Origin of the sequence: Desulfogranum japonicum DSM 18378 (assembly GCF_000429945.1) — a bacterium.
Lineage (GTDB): Bacteria > Desulfobacterota > Desulfobulbia > Desulfobulbales > Desulfobulbaceae > Desulfogranum > Desulfogranum japonicum.
The window spans coordinates 1-22,795 of record NZ_AUCV01000042.1 but is presented as its reverse complement, the minus strand read 5'-3'; the positions used below and the strand labels follow the sequence as shown (position 1 = coordinate 22,795).

Sequence of the window (22,795 nt, the reverse complement as noted above, 5' to 3'; positions counted from 1 at the left end):
CCTATGTGTTCTGGATACGGTTAGCATGGTATCTGTGTATTCCCAAGCTTAAATAACTCGTGGAGTGAGAAGAATAACTAACTCACGCTTTTGATGGATCTTTTCTTCAGCACCGAAAAGGTAGCGGATAAGAGGAATGCTGCCAACAATGGGCATGAAGCTTCCGTCTGTAGATTCTACCTCATCGATAAGTCCTCCAATAACCAGCATTTCACCGTTACTGACTTCAACCATTGTGGACATCTCACGAATACCAACGCGTGGTAAACCAACTTCATAAACATTACCAAATGTTCGGTATTGAATGGGGTCGTCAATGAGGTCTGTTGTAACAGGTGTTAAATGGAGAATCACTTTATCATCATCTAGGATCGAAGCCACAACACCAAGGGACACACCTTCAACAACATTGTCGACTGTAATGGAGTAGGTGACAGTTCTTACGCCGTCAGAAACCTCTTCCTCTCGTTCCATTTCTTTTACATACGCAATATCACGTCCAACGCTGATCAACGCAGGTTGCCCGTTGAGAACAGTAATTTTAGGATTAGACAGTACATTGGCATCCCCTTGTTCATTCAGAGCATTAAGCATAACCGAGAAGTTGAGAGGATCCATGGTGATTTTACTGATAAACCTTGTCACACTATGTTCATCGCCCTCTGCTGGAATCCATGGATAGACCTGTCCGGCTGATACATCGGCATCTGTTGAGTTACCGAAATATGCATAACCTGTAATGTCAAAATCTTTGAGTACTGCACTCCAGTCAAGACCGATTTTTGAGTTATCCTGGAGATACACTTCAATTATTTTTGCTTCAAGAATGACCTGACGATACAATTCTTTTTTCAGTGTGTTGATATAGAGTTCAACTTTTTGTAATAAAGGCCTGGGAGCCGTTACCGTAATCAGGCCAACAGATTTGTCTAGGGTATAGTACGACGAACCTGATGCCATGCGACGTGTAGCCTTTTGTTCGGGAGTAGCGGCTTCATCCTCGGTTTCCGTTTCAGTAGCGCTGGCAGCATCGTCCTCTCCACCTTCCTTAGTGGTACTCCATTGCTGCATGATAACGTCCAGGTTTGCTTGAATATTTTCCCAGACATTAAACGTGTTTTCGTCACTGGTAATTTTGACAGTTCCCTCTGTTCCTGTGGCTGCCTCCCTGTCCATGAGGTAGTTTCCACCAACGGTGGTGTTGTAATTGCCTTTCATGTGAGGAATAGAGATATAAAACTGCTTAGTTTCACGATATTTGACAATGATCGTGTTTTTTACAACTTCCTGATAGTAATCTACCTGGCGTAGCAAGTTATCAATGGCCTCAAAATAGTCGTCATCAGCTGCGATATTAACATCCACCAAGACATCACGCTCAACATCGCTTGCCCAACTGACACTCATGTTTTTTAAAGAAGCCAGTCTGTTCAGAATATCCCACAGTGGTTGGGGACCTCCGGTAGACCGAATGGTTGCGCCTACTTTGAGACGATATTCAGCACCTTTTTCGGTTTCCAGTTCGTCGTCACTGTTAATATCTGCGGCAAGATATCCCGGTGTCTGAAAGCGAACGGGCAACTGAGCTGGTTTTGCCGGTTCAACCGGAGCCGCTTTTTGGGCGGTACTGTCGTTGTCAGGCTCCTGCACATCGTTCCCAGGCTCTTTTTGAGCACAGGAGGTAAGTGCGAGGGCAAACAACGAAATCAATATCGTTATTTTGATTTTTGTTAACTTCATATGGGCTTTCCTCAAATCGTATCTGGTGGCTGTTACATGGATTGATTAAGTGCAAGTCTACCTTTGATATACTTTGCCAGGTCAGGTGGAACCCTTACCCCTGATAACAGGATTGCTTTGTATTTTTCGGTTGCTCCCTTGTGGTCGCCAATGTTGTCGAATATCCGGGCCGTAGCAACCATGGAGTTCAGGTTTTGGCCATAAAGTTCATCTTGCTTCTGATACAATTTAAGTGCATTTTGTGGATCACCATGTGCTTCAATAAAGGCTGCATAGCTGAGAAGTGCCTCCTGGGAGGGTTTTTCCACACTGATGGCCTGGTCAAAGTACTCAATTGCACGATCCACTTCCTGCATGTTGGCTGAGGCAATAGCGGTGTTAAGAGCCGCTGCAACATTTTTGTTATCCGCTTCCAGGGCTTTTTGGCCAAAAAATACCGCCTTGGCATTTTGGCGAAGATGTACAAGGTAGAGTGATGAGATTCGATTGGCAAGTTTCGAGTTGTCCGGCCAGAGCTCCAGTGCCTTCTCGTATAAATGGACAGCAGTTTCAAAATCTTCTCTCTTTTCTGCACCTTTGGCCTCACTCATAAACTGTTTGGCCTTAATAATTTCTTTGGAAACGCTCTGCTGCTGCCGAATGGTCAGCGCCTCGGTCTCAACTACTTCCACATCGGTTTCAAACGTGATGTTGGAATTGGCTCCCGCTGCCCAGGCATACTCTTTATCTTTTGGCAGAATTACCAAGGTATTGAATCGTTCTTCCTTTTGCAGATCTTTGAGGTTCAGGATAACATCCAGGGCAAAGTCCCAAGGAACATTGTCCAGAGCAAGGGTGAGAGAGCCACTCACTTCTTCGTCTACAATGATATTTATACCGCTGACCTCGCGAAAGATACGAAAGACGTTATGCAGGTCGATTTTATAAAAATCAACAGTGATGCGTTGTTTGTTGTATCCTGAAAAATTGAATGCGTCCTGAATCTGCTTCTCTTCTGCCTGGGGCGAAAGTTGCTTGTCCAAAGGATCGACTTCCGGCAACTGGCTTTCAATGGAAGTCTGCTGGTTTATAAGTGAAGCGACTTCATCAGGTTTGCCTGTCTCATCAATTACAATTTCAATACTGTTATCAACTGCATTGATGGTAAAGGGAAAGAGTTCATTGTTCACGGCATCCAGGACGAAACGTAACCCAGAGCCCCGTTTGGCAACCCGTATTTGGGCAAGTGACGGGGAGTTGACCAACTGTTCCTGAAGCAGGTCATCTCCGGTTGCGTTATTCAAGTCAATGAATAGGCGGGGAGGATTGGTGCCATCCTTGTCCAGGACATCATAGGTGTAATCACCGAGTTCAGCGTTACCAGTTATGACAATTTTAGTCTGGTTCCTGGTGCTGGACACTTTGACTTGATTAATTGTCCGTAATGGAGCAGTCTCTGCAGCAGGAGGTGCTTCAGCACTGGATTTGGTGATATTAAGCACGATTTGATTGCCGAGCTGCTCGGATTTAAAATCATGCTCCTGGTCCAGACTGATCTCAATGCGCGCAAGCTGTGGAGTCATATCCGAAAGAGTTTCGGTTTTTACAGTTGCACCTGGGATCTGCAGGGTGGGGGTGAAGTTCTCTGCAAATCCTGCTTCTGCAATATCAATCACTATGCGTGGCGGATTAAACAGTTTGTACGAGGTAAATGATGGCTCGCCATCAGTGACCAGCATAACCTGATAGGATGCATCTGTTTCCTGACTGTTCAGGCTGGAGATGCGGATCAGATCAGCCGCCAACACATTGGTTGTAGTGATAAGCGTTACCGCGGCAAGACATGCCAACGATTTTCGTGCAGCAATAGGTATCCGGAACACATGAGTGCGCGGGAAAGACAAGTGAAACATGTTTAATCGTCCCCCTCTTTTTTTAATTTCATTGAAACCGTGCTTAAAATCTCTTTCCCTGCACGGGTAACAGCACGTTCTTCTACAATTACTTGCGACTGGTTAATCTCCTGGATCGTCCCCCTTCTTCCTATGAGCATTCCGGCTTTGAGGATATACCCTTTACCGGAGACGTCCTGAGCCATGGCTATACGTTCACCATCGGTTTCCAGTATTGCAACCAGATCAAGCTGTCCTGGTTCGAACAGTTGCATACCGGTCAATACCTTGTCCTCCTCAATGATTTCATTGGGATCTGGTCCGATCTGCCGGGATTCAGGGGACAGGAAGGGGACAAATGGGTCTGGACGCACATTGATAGGATACTCGTAGGCGCCACTGTCGCCGGTTTTCGTATCTGTCAGTTGGGGTGCTGTCAGGTCACCTTCAGTTCCTGTGACTGAGCTGACGGCGGCAACGCCAAAAGCAGTAACGATAATATACAGTGCTGATACTCTTTTTAACAAGTGCATGCTTTGCTGGCCCTTGTATGTGGTTGGTGGTCTACGTAACATGGTTCCCTTGTCCTGCGAGGTAAGGAATTATTTTTTGTTTTGCCCTGGCTGCTGTAACGGTTTATTGGTAAATCTGTAGGTTAACAGTTGGCATTTGGAACTGAGCAACATTTCGTTGTCTTCTTTTTTCGGTGAGCCCATGGTAATATTGTCCACCGTGACCAGCCGTTCCATCTTACTGACCTGATCCAGGAAAAATCCCATATTGTGATAGGGACCTTGGGTTTCAATATTAATGGGAATGGTTGCATAAAATTCCTGCGGTGTCTCTGCTCCTGGTTTAAAACTGAGAAAATCAAGTCCTGCTGTTTTTCCCAGGTCAGAGATATTACGCAAAAGATTTGGTATTTCCTGGCTTTTAGGTAGAATAATTGCTTTTTCAGCAAATTCGGCCTGGGTGTCCGCCAGTTCTTTTTCATATTTATGCCGGTTGCGAATGATTTGCTCAGCTTTTCGTAGATCTTGCTCAGTCTTACTAATCTGCGTCTCTACCCGTGTAATTTCTTCTGAGGTCGGTTGGTACATTAAAAAGTAGGCGCCCAGTAATGGAAGTAGCAGGAGCAGTATTGCCAGACCAGCCTTGATTTTGATATCCAGGGGCAGGTACTTTTCATCAATGAATGTGTCGAACTGACTTTTATTCTTCATAAGATCTGGACTGTAGTGTGCTGTTTACTGGTTTACGTCCTGGTTCACTACCGTATCTTCTGTATCATTTGACGGTGTAACCAGATTGCATGAGATTTCAAATGCTTTTAAATTTTTGCCAGCAAATGTTTTCATGGAGGCACCTGAAAGTGCAACGTCTCCAATATATGCTGAGCTTTTCAGGTCATCCATAAATTTGGCAATGGTTCTGTTATCCAGGGCCATGCCTTTCACTTTCAACGTAAGACCGTTCTGGTTCAAGGATTCGAGCCATAATCTCTGAGATGGTACAAAACGTGAAACTTCATCCAGTGCATGGACGGTAAGGGATGAACTCTGTTTCAGCTTGTCAATAACCTCGATTTGACGTAGCAAGGTTTCCTTGTCTGCTTCAAGTTTTTTGATTTCAGCCAGTTCTTTTTGGTGTTGTGCCAATTGATTCTGTAGAGTTGTAAGGTTTTGCTTGGTATCGGTAAGAGTACCTTTTTGCCAATACAGGACAGCACCAATCAAAACTAGAACGAGAACAAACACACCTGCATAACCAAAAAGTTGTTTCTTGGCCGCATATCTCTTCTGGATTTCTCTGACAGGAAGAAGGTTTATTAGTATCATGTCGTTAAAAAGGTGCTTGTCTTATGGCTAAGCCAGTTGCAATAGCCATTTCCGGGGCTATTGAGTCAAGATAGTGACGATCAATTTTTTTCTCGTCAACTTTCATCGTTTCAAAAGGATTAAACGAAATGACGTTCAGTCCGGTTTCCTGCCCAATATAATCAACCAAACCGGCAACTTTTGACCCTCCGCCGCTCAACACCAGAGCGGAAAGCGGATGATTCGGGTTATTTGCCTGGTAGAGGTCAACGGCTTTCTTTATTTCAAGAATCCATTGGGTACAGGTCTGGTTGAAAATGTCTTCGACCAGATCTTGATGTTCGCCGGGGGAAATGGCCCCCAGTTTTATCTGTTCAGCCTGCTCCTCATCTATATCAAGAGTATTGGCTAATTGCATGGTGAGTTGGTTGCTGCCAACAACAACATCACGGGCCAGAACGCTGATTCCTTCCTTGATGATGTTTATATTCATCTTGGAGGCACCGATATCAACCAGGACTATATTCTGTTGTTCGGCTCCTGTTTTGGATGAGGTCTCCCAGATATTCTCCAAAGCAAAGCCATCTACATCGACGAGAACAGTTTTTAATTTCAGCTCATCGAGCATCATGAGGTAATCGTCGACAACTTCTTTTTTAGCCGCAACGAGCATCAGGTCGCTGCGATCACGTTCCTTGCTGCTGGTGGGAAGTTTTCGATAGTCCAGGTAAACATCTTCAATGTCAAAAGGAATGTACTGTTCAGCTTCTGCTAGGATATACTTATCCAATTCATCATCGGTCATGTATTCAAGATTGATTTTTTTCACAATGACCGAATAGCCGGAAATGGAGATGCCTATGCGTTTGCTTTTAATTTTGAGGTTTTTAAATAAGGCCGCAATGGCTTTGCCGACAATTTCAGGTTCTTGAAGAATGCCGTCTTCAACTGCCCCTTCAGGAAGCAGAGCGCTGCCTATAGCCGATAGTTTGTATCCTTTTCCAGATCGCTGGAGCTGGCAAACTTTCACGGCGTGAGAGCCTATGTCTACACCTGTGATGAGTTGATCTTTTTTTGCCATAATGTTCTCTTAGAAATATTGAATGCAGAAGCTTGAATTGACAGCACAAAAGGGAAGCGTGCGTCTATCTTTTAGTATTAAGCACATAAACACCAGCCTTTGTCAAGAGTTGAGCTCGTTTTTTTATGTTTTTCTTTCATTAAAAACAAGGGGATAGATATGGCTGGATTTTGTTCTTTATCTCCTTGTATTTGGTTAACTTCCTGAAATGATTTTATGAATAGTGTGCATTGGTTGCACTCGAAATCCTGCTTGAATTTTCATCAGCTATGGGGTAGCTTGCCATCCAATTTCATATCCAATATCTCTTTTAGAGGCTCACGAGTGACTTCTCTCAAATCCCCACAAAAAAAATCTGCTGTACGTGAAAATTTCGAAGCCATTGTCATCGCGTTGATCTTGGCTCTGTTTATACGCACATTTGTTGTGCAGGCATTTAAAATCCCTTCGGGCTCAATGCTGCCAACCTTGCAAATTGGCGACCATATTCTTGTAAATAAATTTATTTATGGTGTGAAGGTACCTTTTACCGGAAAAGTGGTTATACCTGTAAAGAACCCTCAACCCAACGATATTATTGTTTTTAAATATCCTGAAAATCCTAAATTGGACTACATCAAACGTGTCATCGCGACAGAAGGACAGACTGTAGAAATTCGTGATAAAAAGGTATATATTGATGGTGTACCGTTTGCAGATGCCCATGGTGTTCATAGGGATGACAATATTTTGTCAGCAGTCTATGGGCCAAGGGATAATTTTGGCCCGGTAACTGTTCCAGCCCATAGCCTTTTTGTTATGGGAGATAACCGGGATAATTCCCATGATGGGCGTTTTTGGGGGTTTGTCGACTTACAGGCAGTGCGAGGCAAAGCTTTCATGATCTATTGGTCCTGGGATGTCCAGAAAGATTTCTTTTCCATTGATCGCTTCAGGTCCATCCGCTGGGGTCGTATTTGTGACATTGTTCATTGAACCGGAGTGCACGTGGCAACAGGATATTTTTTTCCCCATCGACATGTACTGGGTATTGATCAACTCTCTCCAGATGATATCACCCACATATTGAACACTGCAGATTCTTTTAAGGAAATATCTGCTCGCCCCATCAAAAAGGTGCCTACACTTAGGGGGCATACGATTATCAATCTCTTTTTCGAGCCGTCCACCCGTACCAGGCTGAGTTTTGAGGTGGCTGCGAAGAGGATGAGCGCAGATACGTTTAATATATCACCGTCCACAAGCAGTACAACGAAAGGTGAAACGCTCATAGATACTGCCCGTAATATTTCAGCAATGCACCCTGATATTATCATTATCAGGCATTCATTTTCAGGAGCACCCCATTTACTTGCCAAGTATGTGAACGCCTCTGTCATCAATGCCGGCGATGGTGCCCATGAACATCCTTCCCAGGGGCTTTTGGATATGATGACCGTGAAAGAGCACAAGGGGCGTCTGCATGATCTTAAAGTTGCCATTGTTGGCGATATCATGCATAGCAGGGTAGCTCACTCCGGTATCGAAGGGTTTACTAAAATGGGTTCCAGTGTCCATGTATATGGACCTTCGACCTTGGTTCCCAAGGGGTTGGAACAATTAGGCGCAGTGGTTGAGTCTTCCTTGCCGGACGCTGTACGTGATGCAGATGTGGTTATGACCCTGCGTATTCAGAAAGAACGCCAGAACGATCCATTGCTTCCTTCATTCCGTGAGTATGCCCGGCATTTCGGCATCTCAAAAAAAATATTAGCCCTTGCAAAACCAGATGCTCTGGTTATGCATCCTGGTCCTGTTAATCGGGGAATTGAAATGAGCCCGGATGTTGCGGACTGTTCTCAGTCTGTCATTCTGAATCAGGTTACCAATGGTGTAGCTGTTCGTATGGCATTACTCTATCTGGTGATGGGCAATTCATAATACTGTTTGCCGTTTCACTGAAATATTTGCTTATATCTAGTGTTCATGAATACTTCATGGATTATCAAACAGGGCCGGGTTATTGATCCGGTAAATGCTGTTGATCAATGTCAGGACATCTATGTCTTGAATGGAAAAATTACAGATGATGCTGCAAGCTTGCCTGCAGATGTTCAAATTATTGACGCAAAGGGACAAATCGTTGTCCCCGGACTGATTGATATGCACGTCCATTTGCGGGAACCTGGTCAGGAATATAAGGAAGATATCCTTTCCGGTACACGCAGTGCTGTACATGGTGGTTTTACAGCAGTGGCATGTATGCCAAATACCAGCCCCGTAAATGACAGCGCTTCTGTATGCCGTTTTATACTGGACAAGGCCAGAGAAGCGCCTGCTCGTGTTTATCCCGTGTGTGCCATTAGTAAGGGGAGCAACGGACACGAGTTGACCGAAATGGGCGACCTGCGTGAGAACGGGGCAGTTGCGGTTTCTGATGATGGAGTTCCCGTAACAGACAGTCAGCTGATGCGACGTGCCCTGGAATATGCCAGTGACTTTCAGTTAACTGTGATTTCCCACTGTGAGGATCCCGCGTTGAGTACAGGGGTGATGAACGAAGGGAGTACCTCAACACTCCTGGGTTTAAAAGGTATCCCTGTTGCTGCAGAGTCGGTGATGGTTTACCGGGATATCGCTTTGGCTGAGTTTACCGGAAAGCCCGTGCATATCGCTCATGTAAGTTGTGCCCAGTCTTTGGAGCTTATCCGGGCGGCTAAGCAGCGGGGAGTTCGTGTAACGGCTGAAACAGCCCCTCATTATTTCAGCCTGACCGACGATGCCGTCACAGGGTATGATACCAACGCAAAAATGAATCCTCCACTGCGGCAGCAGGCAGATGTGGATGCTGTAAGATCTGCCTTGTGTGACGGAACTATTGATGTCATAGCTACAGATCATGCCCCCCATTCCATTTTAGAAAAAGAGCTTGAGTTTGATGCTGCAGCAAACGGCATTATCGGGCTGGAAACAGCCTTACCCCTTACGCTCAGGCTGGTGCAGGAGAATGTTTTAGATTTTTCACGAATGGTTGAATTGATGTCCGTTTGGCCTGCAAAGATTCTGGGCGTGCAAGGGGGGCATTTGTCACCAGGAGCACGAGCAGATATAACGATCATAGACCCTGAAGATGTGTTCACATACACAGAAGAAATGATCGTTTCCAAAAGTAAGAATTCTCCTTTTATCGGTCAGCAATTTAAAGGCAGGGCTGTGTTGACCATGGTGGATGGAATAGTGCAGTTTGGGGTCGCGGAAAATAATACACATCCAAAAATTGCGTAGGATATCGGTTTGGTAACATTGTCGCGTCAATGGTTCCATACTGGCCGTATTGAGCCATTGACGCGACAACGTTACCGAGTTAAGAGACAAGTAAGATTGGATAATTTATTTTTTCCGTGACCCTTAGCTTGTAGCATTTGGAAAAATGCAGCTGTTTACCACGATCTGGATATGTAATTATCATCCCATGGTTAGAAATGGTTACCATCTTTTCATATCTGCACAGTGGTGTGGCGCACAGAGGCAGGCGACCAAACGCCGAGTCCCCGCAGGTGCTGGTAAACGATGAGGCTGAAACTCTATGCGAATCATACAGACACAGGTACTTCCTGCTGGATGTAGATTTCGTTTGGTGAGACGTGGGCTTTATAGGCCAGGAGCTTTACTCCAGCCTTTTTCGCTTTATGCAGGGTATCGGCATATTTGGGATCAATATCCGCCGCAGGCCGGAAGGAAAGGGCATCTTCACGTTGAATACAGAATATGAGCGCTGCGTCATGGCCCTGCTGTAAAAGGCGAATGAGTTCTTCCAGGTGCTTCGTGCCGCGGGCTGTGACCGCATCCGGGAAGAGAGCTGTCCCGTTATGTGCCAGGGAGCAATTTTTGACTTCCAAATACGTTTTTTGTGTTTTGTCCCTGTGTTCCAGCATGAAATCCAGGCGGCTTTTCTCTGAAATTTTTACCTCAGGTTGAATGGAACTGATTGCAGCAAAATTGTTAATCTGCCCATTTTGCAATGCCTCATGAACCAGCTTATTGGTTAGAGAGGTATTGACACCAACCCAGTATTGGTCAAGCTTGACAAGTTCCAGAGTCCATGGATATTTCCGTTTGGGATTATTGGAGCGAGAGATTATTACGGGCAGTCCCGGAGAAGAACATCCAAGCATTGACCCGCTGTTTGGACAATGAACGGTCAGTATGGATCCGTCCTCAAGTTGGACGTCTGCCAGAAAACGTTTATAGCGCTTCAGCAGGGTAGCGCCAGTCTGTTGTTTTGGAAGTAGCATTTTTTTAAGGCTGATAAATCAGTGGTAAAGTAATAATATAATCGTAAGTTGTACTGAGCTGTCAAAACAATCTGTTAAGAAAGGTACAACCTGAATCTGCTCAGGCATTGAGTGGAAAAATGAGGGGAGTAGACATTTTCAGGTAGATTTTTATTTCATAAGGAAAGGAGGGACATCCTCGGTTTCTTCTTTAGTCCGGTTTTCTCTAAAGTTTATTTTTCAGTAACAGGCAAGTTTCAGGCGTGATACGGTATGTCACATACTGCCAATGCCAGGTGAAAAGATGGGTGAAGTCTCTTTCATCCGTTCAGGGATGCGACTCTTTGTGTAACAAGTATGAGAAACGATTATTTGTTATACTCAGGAGCTCACAACCGGGCAATAAGAAATTACCGGCGTTGCCTTGAATACAAGGAGCAGCGCTCTCACCTGTTGTCTACTTATGTTTGTAGGTAACTGCTCACCGTGCATCTGATCTTGCCGCGATCAGTCTGGCTTATGTATGACCAATACGCTGCGCCATCCTGATTGCGAAAATCTCAGGCACCCTGTAACCAGTTATAAATACAGGGGGAGTTTCAAGTTTATTCGTTTCCCTTATGAGTAGTTACGTTTGTAGTTGCCAACAGGCTATAATTAAGTTCGCTATATACTTGCAACCATTACATAAGAGAGGAGAACAAGGCCCATGAAGCTTGGACTGAACGGACTTGGTAGAATAGGAAAGTTATCATTATGGCATCATGTATCACGTAAACATTTTTCCGAGATTGTGGTTAATCTTGGTAGAAATGTGGGCTCTGGTTTAGAAGATATTGCTGCATCTATAGAGAAAGATTCCTCCTATGGCCGACTGAGCATGTACCTGCATGGGCATAAGGGTGGCAGAGTTATTGAGAATTTCAATGAAGCCGAAGGCACCATGACCATCGATGGGGTACCTGTTCGTTTTCTCAGGACAGCACGTAATCCGAAAGATATTGGCTGGCAGACAAATGATGTCAGACTGGTGGTAGACACCACCGGGGTGTTCAAAGACCCTACCGCTGATCCCGATGACGCAAAAGGAGCCATTCGCGGTCATCTTCAGGCCGGTGCTGAAAAAGTCATGTTATCTGCACCTTTTAAAATAAAGGCAAAAGGCCTTGATATGCCTGAAGACGCGATAACCACGGTGATGGGCATCAATGATGATGACTATGATCCATCACGTCACAGTATTATATCTGCCGCTTCCTGCACCACAACCTGTCTGTCCTACATGATAAAACCACTGCTTGATCATTTCGGAGCTGATCGGATGCTTTCAGCATCCATGGTGACTGTGCATGCCGCAACGGGCAGTCAACAGGTTCTGGACAGAATGCCAGCTTCAGGGGCTACGGATCTTCGAAAGAATCGTTCGATATTTAACAATATCATTTTAACCACCACTGGTGCTGCCAAGGCTCTTGGTCTTGTTATCCCTGAGATGAAGACAATCGGTTTTATTGCCGAGTCTGTCCGTATACCAACTTCCACAGGCTCGTTAATCGTGCTTGTCCTTAATCTGCAGGATGAGATGGATAACCCTATAAAACGAGATTTGATCAACTCCATCTACAGCGAGTATGCGGAAAATACACCGTATCTGGTTCACTCTAAAGAACAGAATGTCTCTTCAGATATTATTGGAGTGCCAAGAGCAGCGGCTGTGATCGAATCAACGGAAATCCATACTCGAACAGCATCTATCAAAGTTAATCTGAAACATGTTAAAGGAGTATCTCTTACCGGAGATAGTGTTCCTTCAATTCTAGATGTCCCTGTGACTCAGGCGGTTATCTATGGCTGGTACGATAATGAGTTGGGTAGTTATACAAATATGTTAGGGGATCTCACGGTATCTGTTGCAGAAAAAATGGTTTAAAATCCGCACGATTGCTCATGACGACCTGGAAGTTGTCCATACCTTGGAAGTGCAAGGTATGGACACTCCCTGGTCAAATACCCAGTTGCTGGCTGAATTGGAGTACCCCAAGGGTATTCGTCTGCTGGCAGTTGAAGGATTGGCGATATGCGGCTACGTGATTTTCAGGTTTGTGGATTCCGAGGCAGAATTGTTACGCATTGGGGTCGCATCTGATTATCGTCGCCAAGGAGTAGGGCGGGCCCTCTGGGAGCAGGGAAGCAAAGCTCTGAGCGCTGTAGGGGCAACGACCTGTTTTTTAGAAGTTCGAAGTTCCAACACCGTTGCCAGGGTGTTTTACGAACAGTTGGGGTTTGTTGCTATTGCAACCAGAAAAAACTATTACACGCAACCTCTCGAGGATGCCATAATTTTACAGAGACCTATAGATGATCGGAGGAACCCGTGAAAAAAATCCAAGATTTATCCCTGTCTGGGAAAAGAGTTTTTGTCCGAGTTGATTTCAATGTCCCCATGGAAAATGGAAGGGTACAAGATGACCTTCGAATACAGATGGCCTTGCCAACCATTGAATATTTAATGGAGCAGGGAGCGCGAATTATTCTGTGTACCCATATGGGAAGGCCGAAAGGTGAAAGACAGGAGAAATTTTCCCTTGCTCCTGTGGCAGAGCATCTGTCCACCTTGATTAACAAAAAGGTAACCCTTGCACCGGATTGCATAGGACCTGAAGTTGAAGCAAGTATCCAGCAGATGCAGAACGGTGATGTATTGATGCTGGAAAACGTCAGGTTTTACAAGCAGGAAACCGAAAACGACCCACAGTTTGCACAACAACTCGGTGCCTTGGCTGAGGTATACATTAATGATGCTTTTGCCGTTTCTCACCGCGCCCATGCTTCCGTTGTGGGAGTAGCAGGAGTCATCGAAGATAAGGCTCCCGGATTTTTGTTGCAACGAGAGTTGGATTATTTTCAACGTTCCATTGATACCCCTATACGACCTTTGGTGGCAATTGTAGGTGGAGCAAAGGTATCTGGCAAATTACAAGCCCTGGAAAATATGCTGAACAGAGTGGATCGGCTCATCCTTGGCGGTGCCATGGCCAATACTTTTCTGAAAAGCCAGGGATATGATGTGGGGGCGTCGTTGGTTGAAGACGATCTTGTTGACACGGCATCGGCATTACTCAAACAGGCTTCTGAAAAAGGCGTAAAAGTCTATCTTCCCGTTGATGTGGTTGCAGCTGAAAAATTCGAGAATGAGGCTGTAAGCAAACAGGTAACTATTCAGGATATCCCAGATCAATGGATGGCCCTCGATATTGGCCCTGCATCTGTACTGTATTTTACAGAAGCCCTGGATGAGGCTAAAACCATTGTCTGGAATGGTCCCATGGGAGCATTTGAGATGGATGCTTTTTCCAGGGGTACCATGGCAATTGCCCATACGGTTGCCGCTTCCCATGCGCTCAGTGTTACAGGTGGGGGGGATTCCAATGCGGCAATTAAAAAGGCTGGCGAAGCTGACAATATTTCTTACATGTCCACTGGCGGCGGAGCTTTTCTAATGCTTATGGAAGGTAAGGAACTACCAGGTGTCCTGGCTTTACAGTAAATATCAGACCGAAAAAGGGTGATCATTCACCTGTGAAGGAAATATTGACAACACAGAATAACTTTAAGCGTTCTACCATATTCCACAGGTGGCTCAATTTTTCGCAGGGAGAATCCGTTTGCTGCCGAACGCTTGAAAGAATACCAGAGAGGAGATTTTCATGGCCAGAAAACCTTTGATAGCAGGGAACTGGAAAATGCATCTCACCGTTGCCCAGGGCGTTGAACTGGCAGAGCAACTTGCACCAGTAGCTGATGCCTATAGTGATCGAGAGGTAATGGTGGCACCACCTTTTACTGCACTTCATGCAGTTACCGCAGCAGTGAAGGGATCAAAACTGCATGTTGGCTCACAAAATGTATGCTGGGAAAAGCAAGGAGCTTTTACCGGTGAAATTTCTCCTGTTATGCTGCAGGACCTGCATGTTGGCATGGCGATTATAGGTCATTCTGAACGACGTCAAATCTTTGGTGAAAGTGATGAAATGATTAACAAGAGAGTTCTCGGCGCTTTGGAACATGGCCTGGTCCCAGTATTTTGTATAGGTGAAACCCTGGAGGAACGTGAGGCAGACAAGACGTTTACCGTCCTTGAGCAACAGATAACAGATGGTTTGCAAGGTGTGAATGAGAAACAGATGGAATCTGTTGTTATTGCCTATGAGCCTGTTTGGGCTATAGGTACAGGAAAAACTGCCACAAAAGAACAGGCCCAAGAGGTCCACGCATTTATTCGGCAGCTTTTAGAAGAGAAAATGAATAAAAATGTTGCCAAACGCGTAAGAATATTGTATGGTGGCTCGGTCAAACCTGAGAACGTTGATGCGCTGATGGCGCAACCGGATATTGATGGTGCGCTGGTAGGCGGTGCAGCACTGCAGTTCGAGTCTTTTTCTCGAATTATCAAGTTTACATGACTAATTTATTAATTATAATACACGTAATCGTTTGCCTTTTCTTGGTCGCTATAGTGTTGTTACAACACGGAAAAGGTGCCGATATAGGAGCAACATTTGGTGGGTCCAGTCAGTCGCTGTTTGGTGCTGAAGGTCCTGTTCCGTTGCTCAATAAAATAACTACTCTTGCAGCAATAGTGTTCATGGGAACCTCTGTGACCTTGGCCTATCTGTCGATGAATAAAAGCTCCAGCTCGGTGATGAAAAACGTAAACGTCACTGTAGAGCAGAAGGCAGAGCCTCAGGAAGCTACTCCGCAGGTTGCACAGCCTGTGGAAACAGAGCAACCGGCAGAACAAGCGAGCAAGCAGTAACTAGCAGAATAGATTGTGCCGAAGTGGTGGAATTGGTAGACACGCTATCTTGAGGGGGTAGTGGCCCACGGTCGTGCGAGTTCGACTCTCGCCTTCGGCACCATCAGACTAATCCAAGGTTTTCCACCTTGATTCGTAAAACCCGCAACCAGCAATGGTTAGCGGGTTTTTTCGTTCCCTGATTTTCCTTTCTATCCATTTTCGTCCATTGGCATCCAGTATTTTTGTGGGTACAAATGTGGGTATTTCAAAAAGGAGGCGAATACCCTCACGATTTTTGACCCGCACGCATTTCAGCAGAAGATACCCATATGTCCAAGCTCACTGCAATCCAGATCTGCAACGACAAGCCGTGAGATAAATCGTACAAGCTCGCCGACGGCCACGGCCTGAACCTTCATGTCTCCAAGGTTCCTGGCCTACCATCTTGTGCATATGATTCGGCTCACTTTGCGGAAGTCAGGTATAGTGAGCAGCTGGGCAAGTATATGAAAGCTTCTTTCCTCTCAGTGTAGGATAACAATTACCATGCAGTGTGAGAACGGGAGTACAGTCCACGTGAGAAAAAGCACCCGGCCAGAGCCACACCAGCAGGAAATATTGTCAGCATTGGGGGGAAAAAGTATGGCTGGTAAGCAGATAAAGACCACAATATGAATAAAACAAAGAAGTAGTGCCATAAGGGCATTTGTGTAATCTTTAAGTTGCTGTTTTAGCGTGATTGTATGATTCTAGTTCGCAAAATTGGGAAAAATCCTCTTTACGTACAGCCACCAGGGTGGGGGCAGCTCAGCCGAAACCATTTCTAAACCTGCCGGGTGTATCACCCCCTGTGGTCATAACTCCCGGCATCATGGCCAACATGGATACGACCAAAGCCGACAACCTGCAGATCATCTCCCCTGGCCTACAGCCGGGAAGCATCCCCGACCTTGGCAGACCGGAAGGCCAGGCCCAAATAGATACCGTCTTGACCGACGATATAAGCCTGATAATCCTGGACAACATTTCCACGGTCTGTCGGAGCACATCGGAAAACAAATCCGACTCCTGGCTTCCAGTACAGGAATGGGCGTTGCCTATGTAGGCAATGGGAAAATCGGTGCTACTGGTCCACCACGACGGCAAAGGAGGAATGCAGCGCGGCAGCTCCAGGAAAGAAGATGTACTGGATACGGTCATCAAACTCTTGCGGCCGAAATCGTATACGCCCGACCAGGGCGCACTGTTCAAGGTCCATTTCCGTAAAAACCGAGGCATCCACAGTGACGACGCAAAGACCTTTGAAGCCAGCCTGATAGCTGGAGAACTGGCAGCTGTGAACCATCGAGGAAAGCCTGCAGGATAAGGTAGGGAAACTCCTCGATGAAGGCTATAGCCAAAAGGACATTGACGAAGAGATGGAAATCAGCAAAGGGTACTGCTCAAAACTGGTAAAGGAGATCCGCTCCGAGAGATGAAAGAAAAGGAAGTTTCCTGGTTTCCTCTCCATAGTATATGAAATAGGAAACTTTCTGTAGTTTAAAGGAAACCATTATGGAAACTACATGGAAATTTAGGTAAAATTTTTCGGTTATTTGCGAGAAACAAGGAAACCAGCACGGCAACTATATGGAAATTAGACAGGAAATTTTCACCTGTTTCAAGTTTCCTATTTTGAACCATAAAAACCAGTAGGATTTATGATGAATAATTTGAAGCTCGTGGCTATTGCGGATACCCACGGCATGCATGCCGAAATCGACCTGCCGCCAGGTGATATACTCATTGTGGCAGGAGATATCTGTCCCTGGGGAACAATTGCCGACGTTCACGACTTCGCCCAATGGCTGCACGACCAACCTTTCCGCCACAAGTTGGTTATTGCAGGCAATCATGACGAAGTTTTCGAAAGAAAAAATACTCTGGCAAGGGAAATGTTCGCCGCTCTAGCGCCAGAGGCAACATATCTCCAGGACAAGATGGTTACTATCGATGGTTTGGCTTTTTATGGTTCCCCTTGGACGCCAACTTTCATGCAGTGGTACTTTATGGCTGACCGAGGGGAGCATATCCGGCGCAAATGGAACAGAATCCCTGAAGAAACCGATGTCCTCATAACGCATGGACCACCAGCGGGAATTTTGGATAATGTGAAGGGAATTCCCCAAGGTTGTGTCGACCTATGGGAACGAGTGCTGGAGATCCACCCCAGGTACCATATATTTGGTCACATTCATGAAGGCTATGGAATGATCACCAAAGAAGGAACAACCTTTATCAACGCGAGCACCTGTAACGCTAAGTACCGAACAAATAACCAACCAGTTATTATTGACGTACATCGGAACTGAAAGCTCGGGGTAATTAACATGTCGTTATGGGAAATCCCATAACGCTGGCTATTTCTCAGTAAAGAACACAATTCCGAATCAGTGAGGAAGCCGGTAGAAACTGTTTATTGTGCCAGTACATTGTAAATTGTCTGCCTGGAAACGCCAAATTTCTTAGCGATTTCAGTTTTGTTGTACTTTTCTGTAGCCATTGCCTTTACCTCGGCCACCTGGTCAGGCGTCAGTTTCGGAGCTTTCCCGAATCGAACCCCTTTTTTCTTTGCCGCTGCTATCCCTTCTGCCTGGCGTTCCTTGATCAGGTTTCTTTCAAATTCAGCAAAAGCGCCCATCATTTGCATCATGAGCTTGCTCATTGGATTTTCTTCGCCACTGAAAACCAAGTTTTCCTTGTGGAAGTAGACTGTAATATCCCGAGCCTGTAGGTCACCAATCATATGTTGCAGGTCAGCTAGGTTTCTTGCAAGGCGATCGATTGAGTGTACATGCAATTCGTCTCCTTCCCGTAAATAATCAAGACAGTCATTCAAAACCGGTCGGTCTTTACTTTTGGCCGATATCTTCTCGGTAAAGGTTTTTGCTAACTCAACCCCTTCCAGCTGTCGTTCTGTGTTCTGACCAATACTGCTTACTCTGATATATCCAATTTTTGCACCGACCATGAATGTCTCCATGTGAACTGCGGTTATGTATAATCAAGCTTGGACGATATTTTACAGCATGTCAATATGGTTTGTTTTAAGCTTAATTTTACACGTTAAACCTTAGTCTCCAGGCAGGTCAAAAAGTGTCAAGAGAAGTATACTTATTTTGACGCAGGGAGGGTATTATTCACTCTACTAAGTTAGTAAGTGGAAGATATAAGTATAGAGGGTAAGTAATTTTCGAGTTATGTTGTTGTGTATTCAGGCATAAACATGTCTTGCAAGCTAGTCAATAAGTCTTTCATAGTGTTATAGTGCCGATCTTTTTTTCGGTTATGCTCAATTTCTTATCCGTTTTTTTTGTGGAAGCATATTAGATGCAATATTGGAACAAACCCAAAAGCAGAAGTATCGCACTGTTTAACGACATAAGGCTATATTTCGAGGCTCTGGAGTTAGCACATTCGCAGGAATATATCACTGTTCAAGAGTTGATCGATGAAATGCCACAGCGTGTCAAGGGGTTACTTTTTGTAAGAAACCAAAGTTCACGGGGGATGACAGATCTCGTCAGAGAGTTTAGGAACTTTGGTTGGCTAAAAAGAATAAAATATTCTTCTTCACAGACTAATAATTCCAAGTATGCGTTGACTAATGAAGGAGAAAAAGCCTATCGGCTTTCAAAGTCAGATAAGGTTCGTTTTATAAGGTATCTAACACGCAAGATGCATAATGTATATACGATCCCTGGCTGGTTTGTCGATCGACTTTGGACAATTAATCCGGAAGGACAAGGAGAGGTAATTGTTCCAACACCTGTGCAATCATGGAGGCCTCATTCGAAAGCGTGGGAAGATAATTCCTGGAGTAAAGATTTAATTAATCAGACCGCAAATTCTCATGAAATTATACAACGCCTGTCTCCAGGAAGTTTACCTATTCCAATAGATGCTTGGATAAGCTTGGTTGAAATTTCTTGGAATCGACTTAGTAACCTAAAGCAGCGTAAAGTTGCTAAGGATAAAAAAGACGACTCAAGTATAGAAAAAAGGAAAATGAAAACCTTCGCCCCGAGGCGGAGGTTAGCTATGGCTATGCAGGAAGCTGCAGTCTCATTCTTTTTTTCGAATAAGTTCTCAAAAAACGAGAAAAGAGATTTCGCCATCAATCGACCACCGTTAAAGCCCAGAACATATATGGCATGGTGCCCGAGGTTGGAAGCGTTAGAGTTATTATTTTATACAGATTCCCATCCAAAAGCTCCGGGAAGAATTATATTTCCCACCTCTGTTTTCCGCATTAGTAATGATTCTGAAAAGTTTGAAAAACTTGATATTCAAAATCCAGTAGGGAAAACTTTATATTTACATACGCCAAAATGGGATTCGCTAAGAGATTCTTTTACAGAAATATTAGTTGCAGAACATCATAAAACCTTTTCGAGAGTAGGTTCATTATATGTGCCACTTCTTGATGTTAGAGATGAGGTTTGTAGGCAATTAAGATTGAGTGCTGAACATTTTGACAAGTTTTTGCATAATATAATCAGAGAATCGCTTTCTTGTACTGCTTCATTATCAATTTCTCTCGAAACAGATATTAGAGAGGATCAAAGAGCTGCTCATAGATTGATAAGACGACCAGTAATTTTTAATGGTACTCCTCATTCTCTTATAGCTATTACTCAGCCTAGATCTAACAAGGAGAATTAAATGTCTAGTCTATTTCGTAAAGTAGATAAAACTAATGTGCCAGTAAAACAATCAAAATACGAAAAATATGGGTTTACACGTAATCCGTTTCCACCTAAACCTGGTGTAATGATTGATAGCCCTGATACTAGAGAAAACGGATCAATATATTTAGCTGAATTACGTAAGAATGAAGAGGCAAAATTTGAACAATTAATGGTTCCTCACCCGGAGCGTGCGCAAGTAAAGCCGATTACCTTCTTGATGGACTATGCGACAAGAAGAGGGCGGGGTATTGGGAAAACTGCTTTTCTTCAGCAACAATGTCGACGCATAAATAAAGATCATGGAGCTGAGTTAAGTGGAGATAGTCAAGTCTTGTTTGCCATATACTTGTTGCCATCTCCAGGAGGGAGAAATAGTAAGTTTTGGCAATTTATTAAACTCATAATTCAATCAATAGTTAAACAGGATGTGCTTGCTCAAGCTATGTGGAGGATGAGAGCTTTTTCTGATTGTATTCCAGTTGATGTATTGACAGATATAGGAGATCATCCTGAAAATACTATCGGAAATGATGCGTGGCTAAAAAACAAGGGCGTCGATGTTAATTGGGATTTGAGAAGCTATTTAAAGGCAAAATTAGATGTTCTTGGGTTTAGCGAAGAGCAGCGTGAGGAAATTATATTCTTTGGACATAATCCAACAGAATTTGAAGAAAAAGCACTTAAGAATAAAACTGATTTCTTTTGGAAGAAAGAAGTAGGTATACAGTATTTCGATGCTTTAGTCAGTCTGTTGAGAGAGGCCGGTTTTACAAAGAGTTTGATCTTTGTAGATGAAGTTGAAAAAATAGTTACACCGCAAAACACTCAGGAAAGGAGATCGTTTGTAGAGTCATTGAGATATTATTTTATTGACGGTCAAAGTGAAAGTTCTAAATATTCATTTTTTAATATATTGCTTACTATACATCCTTATGTTCAAGAACTGTTAAACCCTCATTGGGAAACTGCTGGCCTAGATCGTTTTGCATCATTAAGTGGAGACCAAAGTGAATTGTATACAATCTATTTTGATCCTCTAAAAGAAGAATTTGCAATACCTTTAGCTCTTGAGTATTTGAATGCATCAAGAATAGAACCTGATAAAATTGGTAGTTTGAACCCTTTTACAGAAGAATCTATAGAGGAGGCTTTGTTTTTATCAGGGAGGGTACCTGGAATATTTTTGACAATACTAAGTAACTCAGTTGAACTTGCAATTCAAGATGAACTCGATGAAATAGATAAGCAACACATAAGTAAAGTCGCAAAAAGTCGTGCCCCTGTAGAGCCGAAAGAAAAAGATGATATTGAGAGTTTGTCTCCACCAAAAGTTAATTTAATGGACTGATATGGATACCTCTTTTTTCTCCCCAGCAGAAATTAAACAGTTTATTGAGCATAATACTTTGCGTAATGAGATAAATTCTGGATCAACTATAGGGATTTGTTCCATTGGTGACACTCTCCATGCATTAGAGGATCATAGAAAAGGAGCAAGCCCAATAAGTTTAGATGTGATCGATAGGAAAATCAGGAGAATGGAAGAAGATGGGTTCGTTTGCATATCTGAACTTGATGAGGAAAAGCTTCTGATTAACTTATTTGAAAGAGATGGTAATGATATAGTTGTAGGTCTTTCTGTTGATGCTGCAGTTTCTCATATACCTCCAAGAAGATCTATAAGGATATTATCTTTGAAATTATGTGGAGACTCAACATGGTGGACAGATAGAGTCGAAAAAGAGATGGAAGAATATCATCAAGGTAGATGATTGATATGACTGACATTGTATTGGATACAAATATATTAGCAGAGTTGCTTATTCAATATTTTTCAAACAAAAATTCAGTTGATTCATTTCAAGTTGAGCCTATCAATAAGATTAACAACGTATTAGCCGACGCTATTAATAAAATAATCTCTTGGCATCAGGGCTATGTAGACGAAGAGTTCCCTGGCTTTGTTATTTCTTCAACTTTTGGATTTGTAGAGATTTCTAGAAAGTTTGTGGAAATTTCTAATAGTGCCTATACTGTCGAACAACTGGCTTCCTTCATTGAGCAGCCTCCTGAGTGGTTTTTAATCGCATCTGTTGATATTAATTTATTTAACTACTTAAAACTACTTCCCACCTTTGTTCAAGTGTCTGGTGGCTCGGGGTGCAGCCGATCTCCCATAAAGCATAAAATTCACGCAGCCTTTGGTAGTTCCAACGGTTTACTTGATCTCACCTGGATGTTTCTTTCTTCGCTTTGCATTCGCTTGACCCATTGGCCATATGCCCAGTCATAAAAATGATCCCAATCGCCGTTGAGTTCGATACACCTCAGGTGAAGCAACGCTTCAGCTCGTTCAGGTTTCCAACGCATCCCAGAACAATCCAGCCGTTCGCCGATTACATTACGAACGGCTCCCTCAACCATCCCGCTTCCAATCGGCAAATCCTCCTCGATATATTTTTGGTAATTCATCATATCTACTCGAGATTGCATATATGTAATCGC

Annotated in this window: 23 protein-coding genes and 1 tRNA gene; 16 read left to right on the top strand and 8 right to left on the bottom strand. The window is 44.0% G+C overall.

Annotated features, from left to right (window positions below; all coding sequences use genetic code 11):
• Positions 1–48: 48 nt before the first annotated feature.
• From mshL to pilM, 6 genes are read right to left on the bottom strand one after another with little or no spacing between them, the layout of a single operon-like run.
• Complete coding sequence (gene mshL / locus G493_RS29820; protein WP_051309440.1) at positions 49–1,740, bottom strand: pilus (MSHA type) biogenesis protein MshL; 1,692 nt, start codon at positions 1,738–1,740, stop codon at positions 49–51.
• A gap of 32 nt (positions 1,741–1,772) precedes the next feature.
• On the bottom strand, positions 1,773–3,632 hold the full coding sequence (locus G493_RS0117280) for an AMIN domain-containing protein (RefSeq protein ID WP_028581418.1): 1,860 nt from the start codon (positions 3,630–3,632) through the stop codon (positions 1,773–1,775).
• A gap of 2 nt (positions 3,633–3,634) precedes the next feature.
• Entirely contained in the window at positions 3,635–4,186 is a 552-nt protein-coding gene (locus G493_RS0117275) for a hypothetical protein (protein ID WP_153306570.1), read from the bottom strand.
• Positions 4,187–4,213: 27 nt separating this feature from the next.
• Complete coding sequence (locus G493_RS0117270) at positions 4,214–4,834, bottom strand: type IV pilus inner membrane component PilO (protein WP_028581416.1); 621 nt, start codon at positions 4,832–4,834, stop codon at positions 4,214–4,216.
• 24 nt (positions 4,835–4,858) lie between these two features.
• Complete coding sequence (locus G493_RS0117265; RefSeq protein ID WP_028581415.1) at positions 4,859–5,449, bottom strand: PilN domain-containing protein; 591 nt, start codon at positions 5,447–5,449, stop codon at positions 4,859–4,861.
• Positions 5,450–5,453: 4 nt separating this feature from the next.
• Positions 5,454–6,509, bottom strand: a complete 1,056-nt coding sequence (gene pilM / locus G493_RS0117260; protein WP_028581414.1) for a type IV pilus biogenesis protein PilM — start codon at positions 6,507–6,509, stop codon at positions 5,454–5,456.
• A 324-nt stretch (positions 6,510–6,833) separates the two neighbouring features.
• Between pilM and lepB the strand changes: the two genes are divergently transcribed.
• The 3 genes from lepB to G493_RS0117245 are packed head-to-tail and all read left to right on the top strand — an operon-like array spanning position 6,834 to position 9,773.
• Positions 6,834–7,484, top strand: a complete 651-nt coding sequence (gene lepB / locus G493_RS0117255; protein ID WP_028581413.1) for a signal peptidase I — start codon at positions 6,834–6,836, stop codon at positions 7,482–7,484.
• 12 nt (positions 7,485–7,496) lie between these two features.
• Positions 7,497–8,429 (top strand): aspartate carbamoyltransferase catalytic subunit, encoded by a 933-nt coding sequence (locus G493_RS0117250; RefSeq protein WP_028581412.1) that lies wholly within the window; start codon positions 7,497–7,499, stop codon positions 8,427–8,429.
• Between the two features lie 45 nt (positions 8,430–8,474).
• On the top strand, positions 8,475–9,773 hold the full coding sequence (locus G493_RS0117245; protein ID WP_028581411.1) for a dihydroorotase: 1,299 nt from the start codon (positions 8,475–8,477) through the stop codon (positions 9,771–9,773).
• A 308-nt stretch (positions 9,774–10,081) separates the two neighbouring features.
• Here G493_RS0117245 and sfsA read toward each other — a convergent pair whose 3' ends face one another.
• Positions 10,082–10,783 (bottom strand): DNA/RNA nuclease SfsA, encoded by a 702-nt coding sequence (gene sfsA, locus G493_RS0117240; RefSeq protein ID WP_028581410.1) that lies wholly within the window; start codon positions 10,781–10,783, stop codon positions 10,082–10,084.
• A gap of 688 nt (positions 10,784–11,471) precedes the next feature.
• Here sfsA and G493_RS0117235 point away from each other — a divergent pair.
• The 9 genes from G493_RS0117235 to G493_RS0117185 all read left to right on the top strand — a co-directional run bounded on the left by G493_RS0117235 (position 11,472) and on the right by G493_RS0117185 (position 17,911).
• On the top strand, positions 11,472–12,692 hold the full coding sequence (locus tag G493_RS0117235) for a type I glyceraldehyde-3-phosphate dehydrogenase (RefSeq protein WP_028581409.1): 1,221 nt from the start codon (positions 11,472–11,474) through the stop codon (positions 12,690–12,692).
• Positions 12,673–13,140, top strand: a complete 468-nt coding sequence (gene rimI, locus G493_RS29815) for a ribosomal protein S18-alanine N-acetyltransferase (protein ID WP_051309438.1) — start codon at positions 12,673–12,675, stop codon at positions 13,138–13,140. The genes G493_RS0117235 and rimI overlap by 20 nt, the downstream gene beginning before the upstream one ends.
• Entirely contained in the window at positions 13,137–14,309 is a 1,173-nt protein-coding gene (locus G493_RS0117225; RefSeq protein ID WP_028581408.1) for a phosphoglycerate kinase, read from the top strand. Before rimI ends, G493_RS0117225 begins: the two co-directional genes overlap by 4 nt.
• 160 nt (positions 14,310–14,469) lie before the next feature.
• A complete protein-coding gene (tpiA, locus tag G493_RS0117220) occupies positions 14,470–15,225 on the top strand; it encodes a triose-phosphate isomerase (RefSeq protein ID WP_028581407.1) in 756 nt (251 codons plus the stop codon).
• 53 nt (positions 15,226–15,278) lie between these two features.
• Positions 15,279–15,578, top strand: coding sequence for a preprotein translocase subunit SecG (gene secG / locus G493_RS0117215; protein ID WP_232363788.1), 300 nt, complete (start codon positions 15,279–15,281; stop codon positions 15,576–15,578).
• Positions 15,579–15,595: 17 nt separating this feature from the next.
• Positions 15,596–15,681: transfer RNA gene (locus G493_RS0117210), tRNA-Leu, on the top strand.
• 618 nt (positions 15,682–16,299) lie between these two features.
• The gene (locus tag G493_RS32420) at positions 16,300–16,665 is read left to right on the top strand and encodes a hypothetical protein (protein WP_153306569.1); all 366 of its coding nucleotides are present in this window, start codon (positions 16,300–16,302) and stop codon (positions 16,663–16,665) included.
• A gap of 3 nt (positions 16,666–16,668) precedes the next feature.
• Positions 16,669–16,926, top strand: coding sequence for a hypothetical protein (locus tag G493_RS32415; protein WP_153306568.1), 258 nt, complete (start codon positions 16,669–16,671; stop codon positions 16,924–16,926).
• Between the two features lie 334 nt (positions 16,927–17,260).
• A complete protein-coding gene (locus G493_RS0117185) occupies positions 17,261–17,911 on the top strand; it encodes a metallophosphatase domain-containing protein (RefSeq protein ID WP_035274958.1) in 651 nt (216 codons plus the stop codon).
• A gap of 104 nt (positions 17,912–18,015) precedes the next feature.
• Here G493_RS0117185 and G493_RS0117180 read toward each other — a convergent pair whose 3' ends face one another.
• Positions 18,016–18,570 (bottom strand): recombinase family protein, encoded by a 555-nt coding sequence (locus G493_RS0117180; protein WP_028581401.1) that lies wholly within the window; start codon positions 18,568–18,570, stop codon positions 18,016–18,018.
• Between the two features lie 359 nt (positions 18,571–18,929).
• Between G493_RS0117180 and G493_RS0117175 the strand changes: the two genes are divergently transcribed.
• The 4 genes from G493_RS0117175 to G493_RS0117160 are packed head-to-tail and all read left to right on the top strand — an operon-like array spanning position 18,930 to position 22,583.
• Positions 18,930–20,264, top strand: a complete 1,335-nt coding sequence (locus G493_RS0117175) for a hypothetical protein (protein ID WP_028581400.1) — start codon at positions 18,930–18,932, stop codon at positions 20,262–20,264.
• On the top strand, positions 20,265–21,638 hold the full coding sequence (locus G493_RS0117170) for a hypothetical protein (protein ID WP_028581399.1): 1,374 nt from the start codon (positions 20,265–20,267) through the stop codon (positions 21,636–21,638).
• A gap of 1 nt (position 21,639) precedes the next feature.
• Positions 21,640–22,062 (top strand): hypothetical protein, encoded by a 423-nt coding sequence (locus G493_RS0117165; protein ID WP_028581398.1) that lies wholly within the window; start codon positions 21,640–21,642, stop codon positions 22,060–22,062.
• 5 nt (positions 22,063–22,067) lie between these two features.
• The gene (locus G493_RS0117160) at positions 22,068–22,583 is read left to right on the top strand and encodes a hypothetical protein (RefSeq protein ID WP_153306567.1); all 516 of its coding nucleotides are present in this window, start codon (positions 22,068–22,070) and stop codon (positions 22,581–22,583) included.
• The last annotated feature ends 212 nt before the right edge of the window (positions 22,584–22,795 follow it).

Coding starts and splice junctions, on each gene's coding strand:
- mshL (WP_051309440.1), bottom strand. CDS start 1,740: ATGAAGTTAACAAAAATCAAAATAACGATATTGATTTCGTTGTTTGCC.
- G493_RS0117280 (WP_028581418.1), bottom strand. CDS start 3,632: ATGTTTCACTTGTCTTTCCCGCGCACTCATGTGTTCCGGATACCTATT.
- G493_RS0117275 (WP_153306570.1), bottom strand. CDS start 4,186: ATGTTACGTAGACCACCAACCACATACAAGGGCCAGCAAAGCATGCAC.
- G493_RS0117270 (WP_028581416.1), bottom strand. CDS start 4,834: ATGAAGAATAAAAGTCAGTTCGACACATTCATTGATGAAAAGTACCTG.
- G493_RS0117265 (WP_028581415.1), bottom strand. CDS start 5,449: ATGATACTAATAAACCTTCTTCCTGTCAGAGAAATCCAGAAGAGATAT.
- pilM (WP_028581414.1), bottom strand. CDS start 6,509: ATGGCAAAAAAAGATCAACTCATCACAGGTGTAGACATAGGCTCTCAC.
- G493_RS0117245 (WP_028581411.1), top strand. CDS start 8,475: ATGAATACTTCATGGATTATCAAACAGGGCCGGGTTATTGATCCGGTA.
- sfsA (WP_028581410.1), bottom strand. CDS start 10,783: ATGCTACTTCCAAAACAACAGACTGGCGCTACCCTGCTGAAGCGCTAT.
- G493_RS0117235 (WP_028581409.1), top strand. CDS start 11,472: ATGAAGCTTGGACTGAACGGACTTGGTAGAATAGGAAAGTTATCATTA.
- tpiA (WP_028581407.1), top strand. CDS start 14,470: ATGGCCAGAAAACCTTTGATAGCAGGGAACTGGAAAATGCATCTCACC.
- G493_RS32415 (WP_153306568.1), top strand. CDS start 16,669: ATGGGAAAATCGGTGCTACTGGTCCACCACGACGGCAAAGGAGGAATG.
- G493_RS0117185 (WP_035274958.1), top strand. CDS start 17,261: ATGATGAATAATTTGAAGCTCGTGGCTATTGCGGATACCCACGGCATG.
- G493_RS0117180 (WP_028581401.1), bottom strand. CDS start 18,570: ATGGTCGGTGCAAAAATTGGATATATCAGAGTAAGCAGTATTGGTCAG.
- G493_RS0117175 (WP_028581400.1), top strand. CDS start 18,930: ATGCAATATTGGAACAAACCCAAAAGCAGAAGTATCGCACTGTTTAAC.
- G493_RS0117170 (WP_028581399.1), top strand. CDS start 20,265: ATGTCTAGTCTATTTCGTAAAGTAGATAAAACTAATGTGCCAGTAAAA.
- G493_RS0117165 (WP_028581398.1), top strand. CDS start 21,640: ATGGATACCTCTTTTTTCTCCCCAGCAGAAATTAAACAGTTTATTGAG.
- G493_RS0117160 (WP_153306567.1), top strand. CDS start 22,068: ATGACTGACATTGTATTGGATACAAATATATTAGCAGAGTTGCTTATT.